Origin of the sequence: Pseudomonas sp. LAIL14HWK12:I10, assembly GCF_900184205.1 — a bacterium.
Classification (GTDB): domain Bacteria; phylum Pseudomonadota; class Gammaproteobacteria; order Pseudomonadales; family Pseudomonadaceae; genus Aquipseudomonas; species Aquipseudomonas kermanshahensis.
This window is the reverse complement of the sequence record NZ_FXWU01000006.1, coordinates 134,454-153,693: the sequence shown is the minus strand read 5'-3', so window position 1 is coordinate 153,693 and position 19,240 is coordinate 134,454. Positions and strand designations below refer to the sequence as shown.

Below are 19,240 nucleotides of genomic sequence, written 5' to 3'. Positions count from 1 at the left end.
GGCTGAGCGTTCGTCGTCCCAGAGTTGACGCGCTCTCGTGTAGGAGCAGCCTTGTGCTGCGAAGAGGCCGGTAACAGCACAGCGTATTTTTGCTGCTGTCACCGGCCTCTTCGCAGCTCAAGGCTGCTCCTACCGGGTTCACGCATGACGAAGGGGTATGGAAGCGACCGCGGTTCACTCACGGCTCAATGCGGCATGCAGTTTCAGCTCTTCATCGATAAAGGCCGCAATCATCGCCCGGTACACCCGTTCCACCACGTCGGGCGACGCCCCGGTATCGCTGGCAATTGCACGCACCTTGGCAATCACCTGCTCGACCCGCGCCGGTGCGCGCACATCGTCGGTGGTCTTCTTGAAGGTGGCTGCCTGGGCGACCAGTTGGCCGCGTTGGGCGAGCAGCGCGACCAGGTTCTGGTCGATGTGGTCGATGCGCGAGCGAACGTCCTCGATCGATGTGCAACGTACGTCCATGTAGGGGGCTCCATGTTGATGGGCAAGCAAGTCGACCGACATTAGCACAGGCGCACCTCAATGCCCCACCAGCTCGCCCAGCAACCGCTGTTTGTACGCGTGCAGCACCGCACTGTCGCGCTCACGCGGGTGCGGCAAGTCGATGCGCAGGTCCTCGCGGATTCTGCCAGGGTGGGCATCCATCACGATCACCCGGTCACCCAGGTACAGCGCCTCCTCGATGTCATGGGTGACCATGATCACGGTGCACCGCTCCTGCACCCAGATGCGCTGCAGCTCTTGCTGCAGCCTCACCCGGGTCAGGGCATCGAGGGCGCCGAGCGGCTCGTCGAGCAGCAGCACCTTGGGTTTGTTCACCAGCGCCCGGGCAATGGCCGCGCGCTGGGCCATGCCGCCTGAGAGCTGGTGCGGGTAGGCGTGTTCGTAACCGCTCAGGCCCACCAGCTCGATGTGCTCAGCCACCAGGCGGTCCTTGTGCGTGGCTGGCATGGTGTGGTTTTTCAGGGCCAGGGCGATGTTCTGCTGCAAGGTCATCCATGGGAACAGGCGGTGGTCCTGGAACACGATGCCGCGTTCCAGGCCCGGCCCGCGCACGGGTTGCTGGTCGAGCAGGATCTGCCCGTGATAGTCCTGGTCGAGGCCGACGATCAGCCGCAGCAGCGTGGACTTGCCACAGCCGCTGGCGCCGACAATGCTGACGAATTCGCCAGGTTGGATGTTCAGCTCGATGTCCTTGAGCACTTGCATCGGCTTGCCCTTGAGGGCGTAGGTCTTGCTCAGGCCACGAAGGGTCAGTGCGCCGTGGGTGGCGGTGGTGGGTAGAGCATGGGCGATGGCGTTCATGGTCGGGCCTTTCAACGGGTCGGGCGCCAGCGCAGCAGGCGGCGGGAGAGGAGGGTGCAGAGCCAGGACATCAGGTAGCCGCACAGGCCGATGCACAGCACGCAGACCACGATGATCTCCATGCGCGCGCTGGCCTCGGCGGTCATCATCAGGCTGCCGAGGCCGGCACCGGACGACAGGAACAGCTCGCTGCCGACCGAGGTCACCCAGGCGAATGCCAGTGCCTGCAGCACGCCAGCGGCGATGCCCGGCAAGGCGGCAGGTAGCAGGATCAGGCGCAGTTGCTGGGCGCGGCTGAGCATCAGCACGCGGGCGGCTTCACGGTGCTGGCCCTCGACCTGGCGCAGGCTTTCGAAGGTGTTGAGCACCATGGGGTACAAAGCCGCAAGGCTGACGATCAGCAGCTTGGCGCTTTCGCCGTTGCCCAGCCACAGGGCGATCAACGGGATCCAGCCCAGCATCGGCACCTGGCGCAGGGCATGGAACAGCGGCGCGATCAGGCGGTTGGCAGGGGCGGACAGGGCCATCAGCGCGCCCAGCCCGATGCCACCGACGATGCCCACCGCCAGGCCGGTGCAGGTGCGCACCAGGCTTGCCCACAGGTTGATCAGCAGCTCGCCGCTGCCCAGCAGTTCGACCCATGCCGACCCCACCTGCGCCAGTGGCACGAAGGCGTAGGCGCCGGCGGCGTCCTGGCGCGAGGCGTATTCCCAGGCGCCGAGCAGCAGCAATGGCAGTACCAGGCCGCGGGTATTGTGTCGTTTCATCACTGCCTCCTCAGCGGCTTTGCCAGCCAGACAAGCGCCGCTCCACGCGGCGCAGGGCAAAATCCAGGGTGAAGCCGATCACACCGGTGATCACCACCCCGACCATCACGACATCGATGCGCAGCATCTGCCGGCCCATTTCAATCATCTGCCCCAGCCCGCTGTCGGCGGCCAGCAGCTCGCAGGCCACCAGCACCACCCAGGCGCGGGTCAACGCTACGCGCACGCCGGTGACGATCGCGGGCACGGCAGCGGGCAGGGCAATACGGCCGACCAACGTGGTCCAGCGCAGGCGGTACACCGCTGCGACCTCGAAGTGACTGCGCGGAATGGCGCGCACCCCTTCACAGGTGGCCAGGGCCACGGGGAAGAACGCGGTCTTGGCGACGATGACGATCTTGAAGGTTTCATCGACGCCAAACAGCAGCACGAACATCGGGATCAAGGCGATGCTGGGCACCTGGCGAAGCGTGTGAAACAGCGGTGCGCAGTAGGCCTCCACGGTGTATGACAAGGCCAGCGCCGTGCCGAATGCCAGGCCGCCGAGCGCGCCGCCGACAAAGCCCAGAGCCAGGCGCGAAAGGCTGCCAGAAAGGTGTTCCTGCAGCTCGCCGGTGGCCAGCAGTTCGGTGAAGCTGTGCCAGACCTCCAGCGGTGGCACCAGCAGGTTGGCAGGGAACAGCCCAGCGTTGGCCAGCACGGCCCAGAGCGCGAGCAGGGCTGCAGGGGAGATCAACCAGGAGAGGGGCGAGAGCAAGCGCATGGCGGGCCTTGGGGGAGCAGACGATACAAAGGGCTATCGCAAGAGCTGTGCCAGGCGCTGAAGGCCCGGAAATACGGGGGATGAGAATGTGGTGGTGCTGGAGCAGCACAGGGCTGCTGCTCCAGCAGCAGGTCGTCAGCACTACGTGTGCTGGCTTCATCGCGGGCAAGCCCGCTTCCACAAGTACGCAGAGTACAAAGATCGCAAGCGAGTTGCTGACCCTGTGAGAGCAACTGTCTTGTGGTGCTTGTTCTGGCCTCATCGCTGGCAAGCCAGCTCCCACAGGTGCGGTGCTAGCTTTGGAGGCTACACAGTTCGGGTGGGAGCGGGCTTGCCCGCGAAGAAGCCAGCGCGGTCGCTGATCAGAAATCGTAACTGACGCTGGTGTAGTAGAACGCCCCCTGCGCCCCCTCGGGGCTGGTGATGGAATACTTCGGCACCCCATACAGCTGCGCGCCTTCGAGCTTGTCTGGGTGGCTGTCGAACAGGTTGATCGCGCCCGCCGACAAGGTCAGGCCAAGGTCGAAGCGGTACGACACATCCAGGTCGGTCACCCACTGCGCAGCAAACGTCTGGTCCAGCGCCGGGTTGGCGGCGTTGCGGCTCTGCCATTCGCCATAACGGCGCTGGGCCACGGTGACGCTCCAGCCGTCATACAGCCAGTTGGCGCTCAAGGTCAGTTTGTCCTTGGGCGTACCGTCCTCGATCAGGCCTTGGGTGTTGCGGCCGATGATCTGGTTGCCGGAGATGCTGCCCACGTCGTCCAGCCCGGTGATACGGGTGTTGTTGCGCGCATAGCCGCCGTTGAAGTCCAGCCGGCCCCAGCCGCCCAGCTCGAGCTGGTAGTGGCCGGCCAGCTCGAAGCCATCGGTGCGGGTGTCGGCGATGTTGGTGTAGAACGCCGCACTCTGGATATTGGCGTAGGGCGTGCCGGCGAAAATCGGCGTGACCACTGACGACGGCAACTGGTCGGACAAGGTGATGCGGTTGTCGATGTCGATGCGGTAGGCATCCAGCGTCACCGAGGCATTAGGCAGCGGGCGCCAGACCAGGCCCACGGAGAAGTTGGTCGACTCTTCGGGCTTGAGCGACTTGCCACCCAGCAGCGCCGCTTCCGGGCTGTCGGCCCGCAGGGTGCGCTGTTGCACCTCGACCCAGTTGCCACTGCCCGGCGGTTGCTCCACCACCTGCACGCTGAACGAGGACAACCCGCTCTGCACCAGTGAAGGCGCGCGGTAGCCGGTGCTGGCGCTGGCCCGGGCGGCGATTTCGGGGGTGAAGTCATAGCGCAGCGACAGTTTGCCGTTGGTAGTGTCGCCAAAGTCCGAGTAGTGCTCGCTACGCACCGCCACGCCGGCCTGGAATTTCTCGGTGAGCTGGGCCTCGACATCCAAGTAGGCGCCGATCACCCGGCGGTCGAGCGACACCGCATCGACCTGGGTGATGCCCGAGTAATAACCGGGAATACGCCGGCCAGAAACCGGGTCGACGGTGTTGAACAGCGGCCCGTTGGACCAGCCGGCGGCGTCACCTTCGGTCAGGTCGAAGTTCTCCTGGCGCCAGGCCAGCCCTGCTGAAACGGTCAGTGGCTTGAACAGCCAGCCGTTGCCGAAGTCGCGTGTCCAGTCCAGGGTCAGGTTGGTCTGGTCGGCTTCGCGCCGGCCGGTGTAAATGGTCGAGGGGCTGGCGGTGCCCCAGCTGGGGTTGATGGCGTCGCGGTCGGTGGAGTCGACGCGATTGTTGCCGTAGTTCAGCGCCAGGTCGAAATTGCCCAGTGCTTCATTCTCCAGGCGCAGGCCACTGGTGACGGCGAAGTCTTCCAGGCCATAGCGGGTAATTGGCAAGCGGCCGTCGGGGTAGCGCGCCAGCGCCACGCTGCCGTAGTTGTTGCGCAGGGTGGTGGGCGGGTCGAAAAAGTTCTCGGCGTCGGTGTTCTTGTGCGCGTAGGTGGCGAAGCCATAAGCGCTCAGGCCCTCGCTCAGGCCCATCTCGGCGTTGGCGGTGAAGTTGTACTGGTCCGAGACGTTGCCCGAGCCCCAGCGCCAGTTGCGGTAGCGGTTGTTCTGTTCACGCGGGGTGTCGATGCTGGTCGAGCCGGGGTAGAACAGGCGGTTGTCGTCGCGCGTGTCGCTGGCCGGGTCCTGGCTGCCAGCGTCGAAGGCCAGGGTAAGGAAGCCGTCGTTGGGCAGGGTAAAGCCTTTCCAGCCGCTGAGCTTGCGTTGCAGGCCATCGCCTTTCTTGTAGCCGCCGAAGCGGTAGCCGGCGTTGCCGCCGTCGTCGCGTTCCTTGAGGACGATGTTGATCACCCCGGCGATGGCGTCCGAACCGTATTGGGCGGCGGCGCCATCGCGCAGGATCTCTACCCGCTCGATGGCCGACAGTGGGATCAGGCTGAGGTCCACTGCCGCCGCGCCGCGGGCGTTGACCAGGCCTTGGCGGGTAACGTTGGCGCTGGTGTGGCGGCGTTTGCCGTTGACCAGCACCAGCACCTGGTCGGAAGCCAGGCCGCGCAGCGAGGCGCCCTGGGCGATGGAGCCGGCAAAGGCGCCTTGTGGCGATTGCGGGAAGCTGAACGACGGTGACAAGGCCGTGAGCGCGGCGGACAGGTCGCTGGCGCCGGTTTCCTGCAGTTTTTCGCCACTCAGGACGTCGACGGGCGCAGCGCTTTGCAGGGCGGTGACGTCGCTGCGGTGGGTGCCGACCACGACCACGGTGTCGAGGTTGGTGGCGGGTTCGGCGGCGAATGCGGGCACGGCAAGGCTGCCGATGGCCAGGGCGATGGCGCTGGCCAAGGGGGTGTGGTGGGGCATAGTGGGTTCCTGCTGGAATAGGTGTTGTCAGTGCTGACGTCTTCGCGGGCAAGCCCGCTCCCACAGGAACCCCATTGTGTTCAGGGGAGGTGTTGAACCTGTGGGAGCCGGCTTGCCGGCGATAGGGCCTTGCACGGTGACTTAGAAGCGGCTGGTGACACTCAGCCCGACCGTGCGTGGGTCGCCATAGGTGATCACGTACTGCCCGGCAGTCCCGTTAGGCCGGCCATGCACTTGGTAGCGGCGGTCGGTCAGGTTGTTGACGAAGCCGGTCACGCTCAGCTTGTCGTCGGGGCTGAACCAGGTCAGGCGGGCGTTGGCCAGGGTGTAGTGGGGCTGGCTGAGGGTTTCGTCAGCGCTGCTCTGGCGGTCAGCAAGAAAGTATTCCTTGTCGCGGAAACTCACGTCGCCGCCGGCCACCAGCTTGCCGCCGACCTGCAACGGAAAGGTGTAGTCGGCACCCAGCGACACCACGTTGCGTGGCGAGCGCACGAAGCTGTTGCCGCTGTAGTCGCCGGTCACCGCGCCAGTGGTGGGGTTGGTGTTCTTGAAGTCGGTGTATTCGGTGTCGAGGAAGGACACCGCCGCACGCACGTGCAGGCGGTCGGTCGGCTGGCCTTCGATCTCCAGCTCCGCCCCTTTTACCTTGCCCTTGGCGCCGTTGGTCAAGGCGGTGGTGAGCACGCCGTTGTTGACCGTCAGCAGGTTCACCTGAATGTCCTTGTAGTCGTAGTAGAAGACGTTGGCGTTAACCGTCAGGCGGCGGTCGAACCACTCGGATTTCAGGCCCAACTCGTAGGCATCCAGCTCTTCCGGGTCCACCGTGGTCAGCTGTGCAAGGCTGGTCGATAGCCCGGTGTTGAAGCCACCAGAGCGGAAGCCATGGGCATAGCGGAAGAACACCCGCAGGTTGTCGTTGATGCGGTACTCGGGGGTCAGGTCGTAGGTCCAGGCTTCCCAAGTCTTGTCTTCCTGACGATTGCCGTTGGTGCCCACGCCTGCCAGCGGGATCAGCGGGCCGTTGGCGGTGGCGCGGGTCAACTGGGTCAGGTCCAGGTCGATGTCTTTTTTCTCCTGGGTCCAGCGCAGGCCACCCGTCACGCTGAAGTCATCGGTGAAGTCGTAGGTGAGGTTGCCAAACAGCGCGTAGCTGTCGGTGCGGTGGTCATAGCCCAGGTCGCGGAACGCGGTGGTGCCGACCTGGTTCGAACCGGTGCCGTTGGGTGTCGGGCCCGGGGTGACGATGCGCTGGGCCGCGCTGTCGAGGTCTTCATGGAAGTAGTGCGCGCCCGCCAGCCAGTGCAGCGGGCGATCTTCCGGCGATGCCAGGCGCAGCTCCTGCGACCACTGGCGGTAGCTGTTGTCGGTGATCGACGCGCCGTTGACCTCGTACGGGGTGTAGTCGGCGTCGCTGGTCGAGCGGTTGCGGATGTAGTCGTAGGCGCTGATCGAGGTCAGGGTGTAATCGCCCAGGTACCAGTTGAAGGTCAGCGACGCGCCGTCGTGGTCGAGGCGGTAGTCCTCGTTGACGTTGAGCGAAATGTCGCGGCCATTGGGGCGCTCGTAACCGACGTTGTAATAGCGGCCCACCGGCAGCGCGCCGTTGCTGCCATCGCCCTTGAACTGGCGGCTGTGCAGCTTCAGCAAGGCGTCCAGGTCGGGGTTGAGCTGGGCGAGGAACTGCAGGCGGATGGCTTTTTTGTTGACGTCGCCATAGGTGTTGCCGTCGAAGTCGTTGTGCTGGAAGCCATCGCGTTCTTCGGAGTACAGCGACACCCGGCCGGCCAGTTTTTCGTCCACCAGTGCGCCGCCGATGGCACCGGTGAGGATCCGTTCGTTCTTGCTGCCGACGCCGACCGTGCCGTAGCCGTCGGTGTCGAAGGTCGGCTTCTTGGAGATCACGTTGACCGCGCCCGCCGTGGTGTTCTTGCCATACAGGGTGCCCTGCGGCCCGCGCAGGATCTCGATGCGTTCGAGGTCGAACAGCGGGCCGCCGCCGGCGATCGGTGCGTTGAGGTAGACGTCGTCGGCGTAGATGCCCACCGGGTAGACCGTCGCGGCGCCGGTGTCACCGGTGCCCAGGCCACGGATGTACCAGCGCGGCCGGCCATCGCCGTCGGGGTTCTTGGCCGAGGCGTTGGGCACGAAGGTGGTGATGTCGCCCATCGAGCGCACGCCGTCGGCAGTGATGCTGGTGCCCTTGATCGCCGACACGGCGACCGGGACTTCCTGCAGGGTCTGCTCGCGGTGCTGGGCCGTGACGGTGACGGTTTCCAGGGCGGGCTCGGTCTTGGCGTCTTCGTTGGCGGCGACGGCCTGGCCGCCGGTGCCGGCCAGCAGCAGCGCGAGGCTGATCTGGCGGGCCAGTGGGTGGAGCTGGTGCATGGTGAATCTCCCCGTATGTAAAGCGTTGTTGGGGAGAGCTAGAGCAGGGACTGTGCCATGTTTTTAAGATATTGAATTATATGAATTTAATTGGATTTTTAGGGGCCTGTTGCCGGTAGGGCAGCAGTGGGGTGCTTGGCGGGTGTTGCTGGGGCAGCAGCGTTTGGATGAGCGTGTTGGGGCCGCGTTGCGGCCCTATCGCCGGCAAGCCGGCTCCCACCCGAACTGTGTGGCCTCCAAGGCTAGCGCCGCACCTGTGGGAGCGGGCTGGTCCCGCGAAGGGGGCGCATAGCGCCCCCAGGGTCACACAGCCAACCGCGAAGTCGAACCGATTACACGCTCCAGCACGCTGAAGTCGATCCACTCCCGCACATCGAACCGGCGCGGTATGAACCCCCACCTGAACAGGAACTCGGTAAAGTCCTGCAACGCATCGATCGAGCGGCTGTCCAGGGTCGTGCGCAAGCGCCGGTGGGCATCGTCGCCATAAGCCGCCGCCACCCAGTACTCGCTGGTGTTCAGCTCACGGGCAAGGAAGCGCCGGGTCTCTTCCGGGTTGGCCCACGCCCACTGCTCGGTGCGCAACACCGTGTCGACCAGTGTACGGCTGGCATCGAAGTGCTCTTCCAGCAAATGCCGGTCCACGGTCAAGGTGCGCGGTGTGCCGTTGTTGCTGCGGATCAGCGGGTCGGGGTGGCTGCCGGTATCGACGACTACACGCAGGCCAAACTCGTGGGCCAGGTGCACCGCATGGGCGCCCTTGAGGAAGATCGCATCGATGTCGCCGCGCAGCAGGCCGATCAGTTCGTTGTTGCGGCGGCTGAAACGGCTGGTGTCCAGGCTCACTTCGGCGCCATACAGGTGCTGCTTGGCGTCGTCGCTGTAGGTACCGCCGTAGGGGTAGTCGACCAGTTCGACATCCGCCACGCTCAAGCCTTCGAGCTTCAGCGCGTTTTCCAGCCCGCGCAGGGCCTGGGCGCGGGTGAAATCGATCTGCACATTGGCCCACTTGGGCAAGCCGAAGCGACGGTTTTTCAGGTCGCGGATACTGCGCACACCGCTTTCTTCGGTGGTCAGGATCAGTTGCACTTCATCGCTCCACGACAACCCCAGCACGCGGGTCTCGACACCACTGGCGTAGGCCCAGATTGCCGGGATGTTGCCGCCGTGGCGCACTGAGTTCTGCAGGTGGTGGTCGTAGTGGGCTTCGCGCACTTCCCGCTCGCTGGATTCGCGCAACGACTGGATGTTGGTGCCGAACGGCGCAAAGGCCTCGGCCAGGCGCCCGGATTGCACGGCGATGCCGAGGCCGGTGGGCACAGGGCTGTGGGTGTACCAGAGCGTTTCCAATGGCTTGGTCATGGGGTAACGGGCTTCCTGTCCAGGGGAGTGGGGGCCAGCAAGTGGTCCAGGGGTTGGCGGGCGATCCAGTCACGTACCTCGAACCGGTTGGGGATGAAGCGCCAGCGTTTGAGAAATTCGACAAAATCCTGCAGGGCGTCGATAGCCTGGTCATCCAGGCGGGTGCTTAGGCGCAGGTGGGCATCGGCGCCGTACGCGACCGTGACCCAGTATTCACTGCTGTTGGTTTCACGGGCCAGGTAGCGGCGGGTTTCGTCCGGGTGCTGATGGGCCCAGCGTTCGGCGCGCAGTACGGACGAGAGCAGGGTGCGCACCACCTGCGGGTGTTGCGCCAACAGGTGGCTGTCCACAGCGAGGGTGCGCGGCGTGCCGTTGTTGCTGCGGATCAACGGGTCGGGGTGGCTGCCGGTGTCTATGACCGTGTGCAGGGCAAAGGCATGGGCCAGTTGCACGGCGCTCGCGCCCTTGAGAAAGATCGCATCGACCTCGCCGCGCAACAGCCCGGCCAACTCCAGGTTGCGGCCTTCGCTTTGCGTGCTGGACACCGGTGTACCCGCCACATTGCGCACTGGGCGGTCGCTGAAGGTGCCGTCGTAGCGGTAGTTGACCAGCGCGACGTCGCCCACTTGCAGGCCTTCGAGTTTCAGGGCGTTTTCCAGCCCGCGCAGGGCTTGTGCGCGGGTGAAGTCGATCTGCGCCGAGGCCCAGTCGGGCAGGCCGAAGCGCCGGCCCTTGAGGTCCTTGACCGTGTGGATGCCGCTGTCCGGGCGGGTCAGGATCAACTGCGCTTCATCGGCCCAGGACAGGCCGATCACACGGGTTTCGCGACCTTGCGCGCGAGCCCAGATGGCCGGGATGCTGCCGCCGTGGCGGACCGAGTTGAGCAGGCTGTGGTCGAAGTGCGATTCGCGCACGGCCTGCTGGTCGGATTCGCGCAGGGATTGTACCTGGGTGCCCAGTTTGGCCAGGTCATCCTGCAGCCAGCCTTGCTGCACGGCGATGCCCAGGCCAGTGGGGACTGGACAGCGGGTGTACCAAAGGGTGTCGAGGGGTGTGCTCATGTTCCGGCTCCGTCGGGTTCAGGCGCTGGCCTTCAAGGGGGTGGTGGCGGCAGCCTGTTGCACCAGGGGCAGCACTTCCTGGCCGATGCGCAAGGCTTCTTCCAGGTGCGGGTTGCTGGCCAGAATGAACGTGCTGAAACCCGCATCACGGTATTCGGCCAGGCGCTCGGCGATGTTCTGGTGGCTGCCCACCAGGCCCACGGTCGGGCCGGGCTTGGCCTTGGCGAAGCCGGCCCACAGGTTGCGCGCCAGGATCAGTTCGTCGAAGCCTTGCAAGCCTTGGTGATAGGCCGCCTGGCGAGCGCCGCCGACCGAGTCGGAGCCGGTCACGAAGCCCTTGGCCGAGGCGCTGGCCTTGCCTTCCAGGCGCTCGAACTGCTGGCGCAATTCCCGCCATGCCTGTTCCTCGGTCTCACGGGCGAACAGGTCGACGCGCAGGCCGAAGCGCACGGTGCGCCCTTGTTTGTCGGCCAGTTCCCTGACCCGCTCGATGTGCGGTTTGAGCGTGTCGATCGGCTCGGCCCAGTTGAGGTACACATCGGCGTGGCGCGCCGCCACGTCCAGCGCTGCATCGGAAAACCCGGAGAAGTACACGCCCGGTTTGCGCTCGTGCTGCAGGCCGGGTGGCAGGCTGCCGTTTTCCAGGCGATAGATGTCGCCGTCGTAGGAAAATTTGTCCTGTGCCCATAGGCCCTGGATCACGTCGAGGAACTCACCGGTGCGCTTGTAGCGCAGGTCATGTTCGAGGAAGTCGCCGTTGGCCCGCTGGCTGGCCGGGTTGCCGCCGGTGATGATGTTCCAGTCCAGCCTGCCACCGCTGAGGTTTTGCAGGATCGCAGCCTGCTGTGCCGCATAGGCGGGCAAGGTCCAGGTGGCCTGGAACGCGATCAGAAAGCGTATGCGGCGGGTTTCGCGGGCCAGCGCTGCAGCAGCGATCCACGGCTCGGGGCCGGTGGGCAGCAAGGCACCCTCGAAACCTGCCAGCTCGGCGGCCTTGGCCACCTGGGCGATGTAGTCGATGTAGGTAAAGCCGTCGCTTTCGCCGTTGGGCAGGCGACCGGGGGCGATGTTGCCGGCGCGGTGCTGCGGGTTGCCACGGTTGTGGCGGTCGGTGGACAACTGCGGGCCATCGGTGCCCAAGGGCAGGCGCCAGAAAAATTCGGTGGTCATGGGGGCTCCTGAAGGGGAGGTTGTGCGGATGGGGAGGGTGGTGCAACGGCTGTGCCATGCGTGGCGTTGGGCTTGTGTGGCGGGGGTTTGTGGGTCAGCAGAGGGGTGGGGTGCTGCTGTGGCAGCAACCGGGAAGCAGTGGATGCTGGGAGGGCAGCATGGGCAGGCCTGGCCCTTTCGCGGGCAAGCCCGCTCCCACAGGGTCGGCGCTGGGCTCCGACCCGTGGCAGCGGGCTTGCCGGCGAAGAGGCTGCTGAATCAGGCCGGGGTAACTTCTATCGGCACCTCCCCGGCACTGCGCAGGTAGGCCTCATACAACGCCGCATAAGCCCCACCCCGGTCAATCAGCTCGGCATGCGCCCCTTGCTCCACCACCTGCCCATGGCGGACCACGGCGATGCGGTCGGCATCGCGGATGGTCGCCAGGCGGTGGGCGATGATGATCGCCGTGCGCCCTTGGCACAGCCGCCGCAAGGCCTGCTGGATACGCCGCTCGGTGTGCACATCCACCGCCGAGGTGGCCTCGTCGAGCACCAGTACCGCCGGGTCGGCCAGGTAGGCGCGCACCAAGCACACCAGTTGCCGTTGGCCATGGCTCAGGTGCGCGCCCAGAGGCCCGACTTCGGTATGGTAGCGCTGCGGCAGGCGCTCGAGCACTTCGTCTGCCCCCAGTTCGCGGGCGGCTGCCACCAGGCGTGTATCGTCGGCACCAGGTGCCGCCAGGCGCAGGTTGTCGAGGATGCTACCGCTGAACAGCACGTTGTCCTGCAGCACCACGCCGACGTTGCGCCGCAGGTCATGCTGGGCCAGTTCGCGCAGGTCGATGCCGTCCAGTTTCACGGCGCCGCGTTGCACTTCGTAGAAACGCGTCAGCAACTGCACCAAGGTACTTTTGCCATGCCCGGACGGGCCGACGATGGCCAACACTTCACCGGCGCGGATGTGCAGGTCGAGGCCATCGATCACCGGGCGCGGGCCGTTTGGGGTGTAGGCGAAGCCTACCTGTTCGAAGTCCACCTGGCCGCGTGCCCTGGCCAGCGGGCGGGGTGATTGCGGGTCGAGTACCTGTGGGCGGGTGTCGAGCAGCAGGAAGATCCGCTGCGCCGACGCACTGCCGGTGGCATAGCGCTCGAACAGGTCCGACAGCTCTTGCAGTGGCCCCAGGAACAGGAACACGTAGAACAGGCTCTCGGCCACCTGGCCGACAGTGACCTTGCCTTCGGCCAGGCCGTGGGCGCCTACCAGCAGCAATACGGCCATGCCTGCCGTGCTCAGCAGTGCCGTGAACGGCGCGAACCAGCCGGCGCGCAGGCTGCCGCGGATCAGGGCCTGGTTGAAGTCCTCGAGCAGGCGCCGGTAGCGCGTCTGGTTTTTTTGTTCCTGGCCACATTGCTGAATCAAGCGCACGCCGCTGACGCTCTCGACCAGGTGCGCGGTGAAGCGGCTGCGCTGTTCGGCGACCTTGGCCCAGTTGCGTTGCGACACCCGCTTGAAGCGCCAGGTGGCCAACGCCAGCAGTGGCACCGTGGCGGCCAGGCTGTAGAAGAAGCTCGGCTCGATGCGCCACAGCATCACCGCCGCCAGGCCGCAGCGCAGCAGGGCGCCGAGCAGCTCTGGCGGGCCTTGCACCAACAACGGTTCGAGCGCATCGACATCACGGTCAACGCGAGAAATGATGCGCCCGGCGCGGGTCTGGTCGAAGTAGCTCACCGACAGCGCCTGCACGTGGGCAAACACCTTCACCCGCAGGTCGTTGAGCACGCGGATCGCCGCCCGCCCAGCAATGAACTGCGACACGCCTGCCAGCAGGAAGCGCCCCAGCCAGCTGGCCGCCAGGCCCAGGCCCAGCCACAGCACCAGGCGTTCGTCCAGCAACCAGTGATCGGCGCTGGCCACCAACCCCTTGTCGAGCAGCTCGCGGACGAACCAGGGCCGCAGGAACACGGTGAACACCAGCAGCAGTTCGATGCCGATCACCGCCAGAATCTGCCGGCGAATGGGCCGCAGCAGCGGCAACAGGCGGTGGAACATGCCACGGTCCAGGGCCTGGCGCGCCAGGTGCTGCTCGATCTCGATATCGCTGGGGGCCTTGTTGGGTGCATTACTCATGGTCGATCCCCAGCAGGTCGCGGTAGTGGGCATTGTTCGCGCTCAGCTCGGCATGGCTGCCACTGGCGCTGATGCGGCCGTTTTCCAGCATCACTACCCGGTCGGCCAACAGCAGGGTCGAAAGGCGGCTGGTGATCAGCAGCAAAGTCGGCCCCTGGCCCGTGTCGCCGCGCAGGCGGCGGATGTTGTGCAGCACCTGGCGCTCACCCAGGGCATCCAGGGCGCTGGTGGCGTCGTCCAGGCACAGGATGTCCGGCGCGCCGAGCAGTGCGCGGGCCAGGCACAGGCGCTGGCGCTGGCCGCCGGAGAGGGTCACGCCACGGTCGCCCAGTGGCGTGTCGAGGCCATGGGGCAAGCGTTCGAGTACATCGTCTGCCGCCGCCAGGCGCAGCCCTTCGCGCAATTCAGCGGTGCTGGCATTGGCTGCCGCCAGGCGCAGGTTGGCCGCCAGGCTGTCAGAGAACAGGAAGCTTTCTTGCGGCAACACCTGGACGCGTCGGCGCAGGTCGGCCAGGTCGAGCGCGCGCACATCCTGCCAGCCCACGGCGTCACTGCCGACCAGCACGGCGCCGCCTTGCACGTCGGCCAGGCGCGGCAGCAGGCTGGCCAGCAGGCTCTTGCCGGTGCCCGTGGCGCCGACCAGTGCCACCACCTCGCCGGGCTGCAGGGTCAGCGAGCAGTCCTGCAGGATGGCGCGCTCGCCCGTAGGGGCGCTGACGCGCACCTGGGCCAGTTTCAGGCCCAATGGCCCAGGGGGCAGGGTGGCCTGGCCGCCAAGGATCGCCGGTTGCTCGTCCAGCAGTTGCCAGATGCGCTCGGCACTGGCGCGGGCATCGGCGAAGGTCTGCATGACCCGGCCGATGCCTTCGATACGGAACACCAGCGTGGTGGCCACCAGCAGCGAAGTGACCAGCTCGCCGATGCCCAGCGCGCCCGCCGCCACGCGGTGGGCACCGTACACCAGGATCCACACATGCCCCAGCGCCACCACCGCCTGTGGCAGCGGGATGCGTGAGCTGGCATAGGCCAGGGCCGAGCGCGCGTGGCCGGTGAACACGCCAACCTGCTGGGCGAACCGCTCGATGCGCTGGCCCTCCAGGCCGAACGCTTTGATCACGCGCACGCCACCGATGCCTTCTGCCAGGTCCTGGCTGACCTGGTCGTAGGCAGCACCCACGGCGCGATCGAGCGTGACCAGGCGATCGGTCTGCACGACGAACAGCCACAGCCCCGCCCCGGTCAACAGCAGCGGCACCAGGCCGAGCAGTGGGTCATACCCGCTCAGCAGCCCCACGGCGGCCATTACCACCAAGGGGGTTTCGATGATCTGTCGCCAGAAGGTGATCAGCGCATCGCGCACCTTGTCGGCGTCGCGGGTGGTGCGGGTCACCAGTTCACCCATGCCGTGGCGCCAGTGGTAGCCCAGGTGCAGGCGCTGGACCTGGGTGAGGATGCGCTCGCGCAGGCGCGTCAGCAGCGCCTGGCTAAGCACCAGCGACAGCACCGCGGCGGCGTATTGCAGCACACCACGGCCCAGGGCGATGGCCAGCAGCAGCCATAGCCAGTGCCAGGCCACGGCGGCATCCAGGTTGCCGTCGGGCAGGCGCACCACGGCGCGGCCAGCGCTGACATCGTCGACCGCGTGGCCAATCAGCCATTGCTGCCAGACCAGGCCAAGGTTGCCGGCGATGTACAAGGCGGTCACGAGGGCGAAGCGCCAGGGCATTTCACGGTAGATGGCCAGGGCGCGAAGAAGAGGGTGGTTCATGTAGAGGCTCGGTACTGGGGCTGCTACGCAGCCCATCGCAGGCAAGCCAGCTCCCACAGGTACGGTGGCGTGGCTTGGTGTGTGGGCGCTGGCTTGCCTGCGATGGGCCGCGCAGCGGCCCCCAGGGTTAGGTTCAACGGCGCGTTGCGCCCTGGGTTTCCTTGGCATTGAGCACGGCGGTGTACTCCCCTGGGTCGGCGCCATTGAGGTAGTAGTTGCCGACGTTGTGCAGCCGCCAGCGAATGGGGTCATGGGTGGTGTGCACCCGCGCGTTGCGCCAGAAGCGGTCGAGGTTCCACTTGCTCAACGAGGCACTGGCCCCAAGCAGAGAAAACAGGTCGCTGGAGATCTTCAGTGACGCCGCATCGGCGTGGGCGCGGGCAGTGGCCACCGAGAGAATCAGTTCATCCTGCAGGGCTTTGTCCTCCGGGTCGCGCTCATGCGCGTCGAACACCCGTGCGGCATCGCGCAGTACCGACTCGGCACCGCGCAGCGCCACGGCGTACTCGCCAATCTGGCGAATCACGTGCGGCTCGTCACTGGCGCGGTCCACGCCACTTTCCACCCAGGCCCGGGCATGCTCGCGCAGGTAGTCGACGCCTGCCTGCAGCGCGCCGGCGGCGATGCCGGTGTCGATGGCGGCATGAAGAATCTGCGGGAAGGTCAGCCCTGTGCGCTTCATCGGGCCGGTGCGCCGCGACAGGTAACGCTCGTCCAGCACGATCTCGTCGAAGTTGACCGTGCCGCTCACCGAGTTCTGCTGGCCGAAGGCCTGCCAGTCATCGACCAGGGTCAGCCCAGGGGTGTCGCGGTGCAGCAGCACACCGACGCCGCCGTCTTCGCTGGCGGCCGTCAGCGAGATCCAGTCGGCCAGGTAAGAGCCGGTGGAGTAGAACTTGCTGCCATTGAGCACCAGCTTGCCATCGGCGCGGCGCTCGACCCGGGTTTTCAGGGCGAACTTGTTCTTGCCGCCCACCTCGGCCAAGGCATTGCCGAAACGCTTGCCGGCCAGTACGTCGGCGATCAGGCGGTCGCGCACGTCGTCGGCGTAGCTGGTGAAGATGCCGCGCAGCATCACGTTGTGAATCTGCAGCAGTTGGCCGACACCGCCGTCGGCGGTGGAGATCAGGCGCACGGTTTCGACGATGGTTTGCACCGAGGCGCCAAGGCCGCCGAATTCGGCCGGTACGGCGATGGCGGTGAGACCGCTGCTGGACAGCAGGTCGGCCTGGCGGCGCGGCAGCTGGCCGTTGTTGCTGGGGTCGGCGGCGAGCACGGCGATTTGCGCGGCGACCTCGCGGGCGGCGGCGATGGCTTCGGCTTCGCTGGTCAGGCGGTGGATAGGGCTGGGTTCGATGGCGCTCATGGGTCGTCTCGCAAGGGTCTTCAAGGGCCAGTGCGCCTGCTTCGCGGGCAAGCCCGCTCCTACAGGTAAGGTGCCGGTTTCAAGGGCAATGAAGGTCCTGTGGGAGCGGGCTTGCCCGCGAATGGCCGCACCGCGGTCCCATAGCCTTGAGCAAGTTCTTTGCCATGACTCACCAGGCCCCGTGTTGCTTGGCTTCGGGCCGCGCCTGCTGCCCCAGCAACAGCCCGCCTGCTGATCTGGCAGCACCCCGCCCGCAATCCTGCTCCGTGCCCAGCACCCAACGCCTGTAAATGACACTCAAGTCCCCGTAAATCAAGGCCTCCAGCGGTTGGCACGCACGCTGCAATAGCGCTTTCACGACGCCCAAGGAGCCACCCCATGACACGCGCTACTGCCGCAACGCAAACCGACGACCCCACTGCCCTGGACCGCATCTGGTTTACCCGCTGCCCGGTGCCCACCGCTTCGGGCATCGCCTACAAGCTGGGCTGGCTGGACGAAGAATTCGCCCGCGACGGCCTGCCGGTCTCGACCCTGCAGGAAACCCGCCAGCTCGGCCATCACCACTACGATCACCAGCTCCCGGGGTTGTTTCGCGAGGGTGGCAACGTGCCGGCCTTGGCCGCCCGTGCAGCAGGCTCACCGAGCCGGCTGATCGGCCTGACCTGGATCGAGGAATGGCAGACCATCCTGGTCCGCCCGGACTCAGGCATCCGCAACGCCGCCGACCTGCGCGGTAAGCGCCTGGCACTGCCGGCCTGGGCTGACAGCCGCCCCGGCAGCATCGCCCGGGCCATGAGCCTGCACGGCTACAAAGGCGCCCTGGCCTCGGCCGGCCTGCACCTGGACGACGTGCAACTGGTGGAAGTGGCGTTGCTCGACCAGGCCAGCGCCGCCACCCCGCAGCTGGGCCTGCAGCGCCTGTGGTCGGGCCTGGATTACCTGGCGCGCGGCGAGGTCGATGCCGTCTACGTCAAGGGCGCGGCCGCTGCCGATGCGGCGCGGCGCCTGGGCCTGGTGGTGGGCGTCGATCTCGACCTGCTAGCCGACCCGCGCCACCGCATCAACAACGGCACGCCAAGGCCGATCACCGTGCACCAGAGCCTGCTCGACAACCACTTCGAGCTGGTCGCGCGCTTCCTGGCCCAGACCCTGCGCGCTGCCGAATGGGCGGCCGGCAACCGCGATGCGCTCAATAGCTTCCTTGAGGACGAGACCCGCGCCGGCAGCCAGGGTGTTGCCGAAGCCTATCGCGGCGCGTTCCACACCACCTTGGCGCCGGACCTGTCCGAGCAGCGCCTGGCGTTTCTGGGCACGCAAAAGGACTTTCTCTACCTGCATGGCTTCCTCGAAGCCGACTTCAGCATCGCCGACTGGGTCGACCCACGGCCCCTGCAGGCTGCCCATGAACTGCTGGCCCAGCGCCGCGCCTGACTTTGCATCCGCCTCCGGAGATTGAACATGACCGTACTGATCAACGAACGCCCCGTCACTGCCGAACTGCACGCTTTCATCGACCAGGTGGTCGCCGAAGCCGAAGCGGCGTTTACCGTATTCCGCGAGACCAACACCATCACCGCCAATGGCACTGTCGGCTTCATCGAGCGTGTGCCCGGTGAAGACCTGCTGGTGTCCGTCAACTACGGCGGCCCGTGGAACCACCGCAAACCGCTGCAGGCGACCGTGACCGACTTCTCCGGCAACGTGATCGTCGGCAAGGGTAAAGGCGGGCTGGGGCGCTACACCAAACTGTTCCAGACCCACGCTGACATCACCACGATCTCGCATGTGCACAGCCCATACCTCGGCGCCTGGGCCCAGACCCACCGTACCTTGCCGTTCCACTATGTGCCGGTGCAGCGCTATCAGCTGGCGCGGGAGCTACCGGTGTACATCGACCGGCGCCAGGCCGAGGTGGACTTCATCCTCGACAAGATCGCCGAAAACCCGTTCAACCTGGCCATTCTCGAAGCCAATGGCGGCTCGACGGTGTGGGGTAAGCAGGGGCTTCGTGCGACGGCCGAGTTCATCCTGCTGTTGGAAGAAGGCGCGCAGATTCAGCTGCTGGCCGATGCGCTGGGCGGTTCGCGGCCGTACGGGCCAGGGGTGCTGACGCAGCAGTGGAAGATGAGTGGGTTATACGAGCGCGCTACCGAGCTGGGGCTGGTGCCGGGTATCGATCGACGCAGCTGATTCGCAGTTCCAAGCCCACCACGCCCTCCTTTGTAGGAGCAGCCTTGTGCTGCGAAGAGGCCGGCCCGCCAGATGCAGTTGCTGCGCCTGGACTGGCCTCTTCGCAGCACAAGGCTGCTCCTACAGGGGGACGAGTGACAGTTTGGTATTTCACTCCAAGCAAGGACCACCC

14 protein-coding genes are annotated in these 19,240 nt (G+C 66.2%); 2 read left to right on the top strand and 12 right to left on the bottom strand.

All coding sequences use genetic code 11. From position 1 onward, the window contains the following. Positions 1-174 precede the first annotated feature (174 nt). From QOS90_RS15340 to QOS90_RS15285, 12 genes are all read right to left on the bottom strand, one after another. A complete protein-coding gene (locus QOS90_RS15340; protein WP_027593770.1) occupies positions 175-471 on the bottom strand; it encodes a chorismate mutase in 297 nt (98 codons plus the stop codon). Between the two features lie 57 nt (positions 472-528). After that, positions 529-1,314, bottom strand: a complete 786-nt coding sequence (locus QOS90_RS15335; protein ID WP_027593769.1) for an ABC transporter ATP-binding protein — start codon at positions 1,312-1,314, stop codon at positions 529-531. An 11-nt stretch (positions 1,315-1,325) separates the two neighbouring features. Then, the gene (locus QOS90_RS15330) at positions 1,326-2,081 is read right to left on the bottom strand and encodes an ABC transporter permease (RefSeq protein ID WP_085273308.1); all 756 of its coding nucleotides are present in this window, start codon (positions 2,079-2,081) and stop codon (positions 1,326-1,328) included. 10 nt (positions 2,082-2,091) lie between these two features. Continuing rightward, positions 2,092-2,844, bottom strand: a complete 753-nt coding sequence (locus tag QOS90_RS15325) for an ABC transporter permease (RefSeq protein ID WP_027593767.1) — start codon at positions 2,842-2,844, stop codon at positions 2,092-2,094. 362 nt (positions 2,845-3,206) lie between these two features. Further along, on the bottom strand, positions 3,207-5,654 hold the full coding sequence (locus tag QOS90_RS15320; RefSeq protein ID WP_085273309.1) for a TonB-dependent receptor plug domain-containing protein: 2,448 nt from the start codon (positions 5,652-5,654) through the stop codon (positions 3,207-3,209). Between the two features lie 141 nt (positions 5,655-5,795). Continuing rightward, complete coding sequence (locus tag QOS90_RS15315) at positions 5,796-8,039, bottom strand: TonB-dependent receptor (protein ID WP_085273310.1); 2,244 nt, start codon at positions 8,037-8,039, stop codon at positions 5,796-5,798. Between the two features lie 303 nt (positions 8,040-8,342). Continuing rightward, entirely contained in the window at positions 8,343-9,401 is a 1,059-nt protein-coding gene (locus QOS90_RS15310) for an ABC transporter substrate-binding protein (RefSeq protein ID WP_027593764.1), read from the bottom strand. Further along, positions 9,398-10,462 carry an ABC transporter substrate-binding protein gene (locus QOS90_RS15305; protein ID WP_027593763.1) on the bottom strand — a complete coding sequence of 355 codons (1,065 nt, stop codon included), beginning with the start codon at positions 10,460-10,462 and terminating at the stop codon, positions 9,398-9,400. The genes QOS90_RS15310 and QOS90_RS15305 overlap by 4 nt, the downstream gene beginning before the upstream one ends. 18 nt (positions 10,463-10,480) lie before the next feature. Next, positions 10,481-11,632, bottom strand: a complete 1,152-nt coding sequence (locus tag QOS90_RS15300; RefSeq protein WP_085273311.1) for an LLM class flavin-dependent oxidoreductase — start codon at positions 11,630-11,632, stop codon at positions 10,481-10,483. Positions 11,633-11,890: 258 nt separating this feature from the next. Next, entirely contained in the window at positions 11,891-13,741 is a 1,851-nt protein-coding gene (locus QOS90_RS15295) for an ABC transporter ATP-binding protein (protein ID WP_085273312.1), read from the bottom strand. After that, entirely contained in the window at positions 13,734-15,509 is a 1,776-nt protein-coding gene (locus tag QOS90_RS15290; RefSeq protein WP_085273313.1) for an ABC transporter ATP-binding protein, read from the bottom strand. Before QOS90_RS15290 ends, QOS90_RS15295 begins: the two co-directional genes overlap by 8 nt. Before the next feature lie 133 nt (positions 15,510-15,642). Further along, positions 15,643-16,875: an acyl-CoA dehydrogenase family protein gene (locus tag QOS90_RS15285; protein WP_027593759.1), complete on the bottom strand. Its 1,233-nt coding sequence runs from the start codon at positions 16,873-16,875 to the stop codon at positions 15,643-15,645. Positions 16,876-17,253: 378 nt separating this feature from the next. On the opposite strand from QOS90_RS15285, the gene QOS90_RS15280 reads away from it, so the two are divergent. Both QOS90_RS15280 and QOS90_RS15275 read left to right on the top strand, forming a co-directional pair. Continuing rightward, the gene (locus QOS90_RS15280; protein ID WP_027593758.1) at positions 17,254-18,309 is read left to right on the top strand and encodes an ABC transporter substrate-binding protein; all 1,056 of its coding nucleotides are present in this window, start codon (positions 17,254-17,256) and stop codon (positions 18,307-18,309) included. Positions 18,310-18,336: 27 nt separating this feature from the next. After that, positions 18,337-19,068: a class II aldolase/adducin family protein gene (locus tag QOS90_RS15275; RefSeq protein ID WP_027593757.1), complete on the top strand. Its 732-nt coding sequence runs from the start codon at positions 18,337-18,339 to the stop codon at positions 19,066-19,068. Positions 19,069-19,240 lie beyond the last annotated feature (172 nt).